Annotated in this window: 4 protein-coding genes; 2 read left to right on the top strand and 2 right to left on the bottom strand. The window is 65.0% G+C overall.

The window, feature by feature from the left end; all coding sequences use genetic code 11:
• Positions 1–34: 34 nt before the first annotated feature.
• Together ACDP63_RS18545 and ACDP63_RS18550 are read right to left on the bottom strand one after the other, a co-directional pair.
• A complete protein-coding gene (locus tag ACDP63_RS18545) occupies positions 35–877 on the bottom strand; it encodes a phage/plasmid primase, P4 family (RefSeq protein ID WP_409928397.1) in 843 nt (280 codons plus the stop codon).
• 13 nt (positions 878–890) lie between these two features.
• Positions 891–1,118, bottom strand: a complete 228-nt coding sequence (locus ACDP63_RS18550; protein WP_409928398.1) for a hypothetical protein — start codon at positions 1,116–1,118, stop codon at positions 891–893.
• 1,129 nt (positions 1,119–2,247) lie between these two features.
• Between ACDP63_RS18550 and ACDP63_RS18555 the strand changes: the two genes are divergently transcribed.
• Together ACDP63_RS18555 and ACDP63_RS18560 are read left to right on the top strand one after the other, a co-directional pair.
• On the top strand, positions 2,248–2,658 hold the full coding sequence (locus tag ACDP63_RS18555) for a single-stranded DNA-binding protein (RefSeq protein ID WP_409928399.1): 411 nt from the start codon (positions 2,248–2,250) through the stop codon (positions 2,656–2,658).
• A gap of 370 nt (positions 2,659–3,028) precedes the next feature.
• Positions 3,029–3,349: a hypothetical protein gene (locus ACDP63_RS18560; protein WP_409928400.1), complete on the top strand. Its 321-nt coding sequence runs from the start codon at positions 3,029–3,031 to the stop codon at positions 3,347–3,349.
• The last annotated feature ends 162 nt before the right edge of the window (positions 3,350–3,511 follow it).

Raw genomic sequence — 3,511 nt, forward strand, 5'->3', positions numbered from 1 at the left:
CGAAGCCGCCTCTTTTTTTCGCCCTGTGGATGCCTCAATATTTATGGGGATGGTTCTGCGGCGTTAAGTGCAATCTGAACCCCCTCACGTGGTCAATTCCATTCCGTTTCAGCGGGTGAGTATATCCACGCTCTCGCAGCGCCTCGTAAAAGGTCGGCTTTGTCCAGGAGTGTTGAATATTGCTCGCTCGCGTCCAGATCAAATACCGGGACCATACATCGGAGCGTGGGTGGCACTCATTGGGATCAATAACAGCAGCCTCATCAAGCAGGAAGTTTGCGATCAAATCTTGTGACCCCATATACTCGGCCGAGTCCTCAAGTACTGACTTCGGCTCCTTCAGGCCGCCAACCGCCCAATAGTCCCGCAGCCCATCCAGCAACCACTGCATAATGCCAGCGCCTTCTGTGGACGCCAACCGCTCTGCCAGGTACTTGTCTTGCTGCTCCTCCGGCATCGAATTATGGAAACGGACCACACGGAAACGCGAAGCCATGCCTTTTGAAAGGTCCTTCATATGCGGCAGGCTATTCCCCTGAAGGACCAGCTTTGCCTGCGACCGCATCTCAAATCCCTTTTCGCCCTTACGGCTGACCTCCATCACGCCATCGCCAGTGATTGATTTCAGCAGCGCATCATCGAAGGTTTTACCAATTTTGATTTCGCTCGATGCGACAAAGCGACGACCGGCGATTCTTGCGATGGCGTCCGTATGTCCGCTGTCCATATTCTTCTGCATGAGGGCCTCGGCCGCCACCCGACCGGCATATGTTCCCATGACGGCCCGGACTACCTTTTCGATTACTGATTTCCCGTTATCGCCTCCACCCACAAAGAACAGGAGTTTCTTTTCAGGGTAGCTTCCAAGCAGAGACATGCCGAGGAATCGCTTAGGAAATGGCGAAAACCGCATAGGTGGCCAGCAGGGCGCTGCCCGGCGCGATGTCGGGAAAGAAGGCGGCGGCGATCACCGTCGCGAAATAGCCATAGGACGCATAGTCGAACCATTCGACGAAATTGCCGATGAAGCTGGCGCCCAAGACCTTTTTCAGCACGGTCTGCGAGCCGTCGGCATCATCGGTCCGGGCGGCCGCTGGCGCGGCCACGGAATGTGACATGATTTTCCTCCCTTGGGATTTTGTGCCGGCCCCTCCTGCCGGCGCGCATGATGCGAAGCGGCCCGCCTGGCGGATGCCGGCGGGCCGTTGGGGGGGCAGGNATGATTTTCCTCCCTTGGGATTTTGTGCCGGCCCCTCCTGCCGGCGCGCATGATGCGAAGCGGCCCGCCTGGCGGATGCCGGCGGGCCGCTGGGGGATCAGGCTTCTCGCGCATCTAGAAGGGTTTGGGCGAGCCCCCTGCGGGGGACGGCTTTACTCGCGCCCCGCGGGGCGCTCACCGAACCCGCAAACGGTTTCGGCCGATGCCGGTGACAATCCTCTCGCGGCCGACGGCCAACGTATCCCGACTACGGCGAATCCTGCGCGGATTGTGTAGGATCGGGCGGCCCGATTGTCGGCGCGGCTTCGGGGCGATCCGCCTTGCCCATGGAAAAACCCGGCAGCCGGAACCGCCGGGCCTCGGTCCCCGCGCAAGGGGAACGGCATCGCCGATGAACCGGCCCTCGTCCTCGTCGGTCCCGGCCAGCACGCCCGGCACGGGAATCCGACCCGCCGCCAACCCCGCTGCCATAACGGTCCCCGCCGTCCGCATCCTGCCATGTCGTGCAGTGGATGCCCGCCGCGATGCGACCAGCGTCGTGCCGGTCCGGCAGTATTGCTGAACGATCTTGCCCAGAGCCGAGGCAACCGCAGCCATGCCATCCCGCGCCCCCGACCCGACAGCCCGATCCTTCCCGCCCCGAACGCCCCGGCCTTCCGGCGGCGGGCGCAAGGCTGACCAGCAAGCCGAAGCGAAGCGGCACCGCCGCAGGTGGTGCGGGTTTCGGGGGCTTTCCCGACAGGACGGCACCGGCAAGGACGCCGCCGTTCTGCGATCTGTCCCCGTCATGCCCCCCGGACGAACCAATCCCTCCGCCTGTCCGATCCCCTAACTCCGTGCGGTTTTCACCAACAACCCCCAAGGCTCCGGACCGTGTTGCCGCGCGGGGCGCGGCTGCCCGCCCCACTCCGAAGCCTTGCGGGCAAGCTGCCGCCCGAAGGGGGCGTCAGTTGCAGGTGCCTCCCGACGGACTTTCCCGGGTCTCGTCGGAGGGAATGGTCCCTCCGGAGAAGCAACGGAGACAGACAATGCAGAACATCGTCATCCTCGCCGGCACCATCCGTCAGGCCCCCGAAACCCGCACCACCCGCACCGGCACCGATATCACCCGCTTCAGGCTGGTCACCTCGCGCCCGCGCTATTCGGAAGGCCGCGTCGTCCGCGACGAGAAGGGCTATCGGGTCGAGGACGCGGAATGGCACCGCATCGTCACCTTCAACGGTCTGGGCAAGATCGTTCAGCAATACTGCCAGACCGGCATGAAGGTGCTGGTGCGCGGCCGCATCCACTACACGAAATGGCAGGATGCGAAAGGCGAGGACCGCTACGGCTGCGAGATCGTCGCCGAGACGGTGGATTTCCTGAGCCGGGCGCCGCAGTCCGAGACCGATGACGAGGACGAGGGCCGGTTCATCGACGAAGACGACATCCCCTCCTGAGCGGGAGGCTCGAGGCCCGGCGGCACCAGCCGCCGGGTTTTCCCATGTCCGCAGCGGAGCGCCCCGAGTCTGCGCCGGCAAGAGAAGGCTTCCCGTCCGGATCGACCGGCCGGAAAGCCTCCGGCGGGGGGCACCCCCTCCGGACCTCCTCCGGATTGAAATGTCTCCTTTCGGTCTCTGTCGTCCGGAGGATTGCACCTGCCGCTGCGCTGTCGAGGACGAGCGGTGCCCCCAATTTTCAGCCGCCGCCCAGGGGCGGCGCCAGAAAATCGGCACCCCCACTCGCCGCCAAGGCGGTCGCTGCGCGATCCCCGACAGCTTGCGGCGACGGTGCTGCCTCCGCCCGTCAGAGACCGAAAGGAGACATGCCATGACCAACCGCACCCACTCCCCCATCGACGCCGGCGACCCGGCCTACTGGCGCGACCGCCAGCGCGCTTTCCGCCTCATCCGCGAAGCCGACCTCGCGCTGAAGCGCCAGAAGGAAGCACCGCAATATCTGCACGGCGGCTACGACGAGGATGGCGACGTGATCGCCATCGAGAACCTCGCGCCCGAGGAAGACCTGATCGCAGCGGTCCGCGCGATCGAGGCCAACCCCACGGCGGTCGGCATCCTCGCCGCCCAGGGCCGCACCCGTATCGGCTGGTGCCCCGTCGATGCCGTCATCCGCCGCCTGGTCCGCTTCTGATGCGCCCACGGAAGGCGGCCCCGGCCGCCTTCCATTCCCGCCGCTGGCAGCTGAAGCGCCGCCGGTCGTATCGACCGGCCGGCGGCGCTGATGAAAGGGGGCGTGCCGCCCCCTCTCAATCTCACCCCATGAAGGGGCAGGGCAAGCCCCGCCCCCTCAAAC

Origin of the sequence: Paracoccus sp. P2 (assembly GCF_046335115.1) — a bacterium.
Classification (GTDB): domain Bacteria; phylum Pseudomonadota; class Alphaproteobacteria; order Rhodobacterales; family Rhodobacteraceae; genus Paracoccus; species Paracoccus pantotrophus.

Coding starts and splice junctions, on each gene's coding strand:
- ACDP63_RS18545 (WP_409928397.1), bottom strand. CDS start 877: ATGTCTCTGCTTGGAAGCTACCCTGAAAAGAAACTCCTGTTCTTTGTG.
- ACDP63_RS18550 (WP_409928398.1), bottom strand. CDS start 1,118: ATGTCACATTCCGTGGCCGCGCCAGCGGCCGCCCGGACCGATGATGCC.
- ACDP63_RS18555 (WP_409928399.1), top strand. CDS start 2,248: ATGCAGAACATCGTCATCCTCGCCGGCACCATCCGTCAGGCCCCCGAA.
- ACDP63_RS18560 (WP_409928400.1), top strand. CDS start 3,029: ATGACCAACCGCACCCACTCCCCCATCGACGCCGGCGACCCGGCCTAC.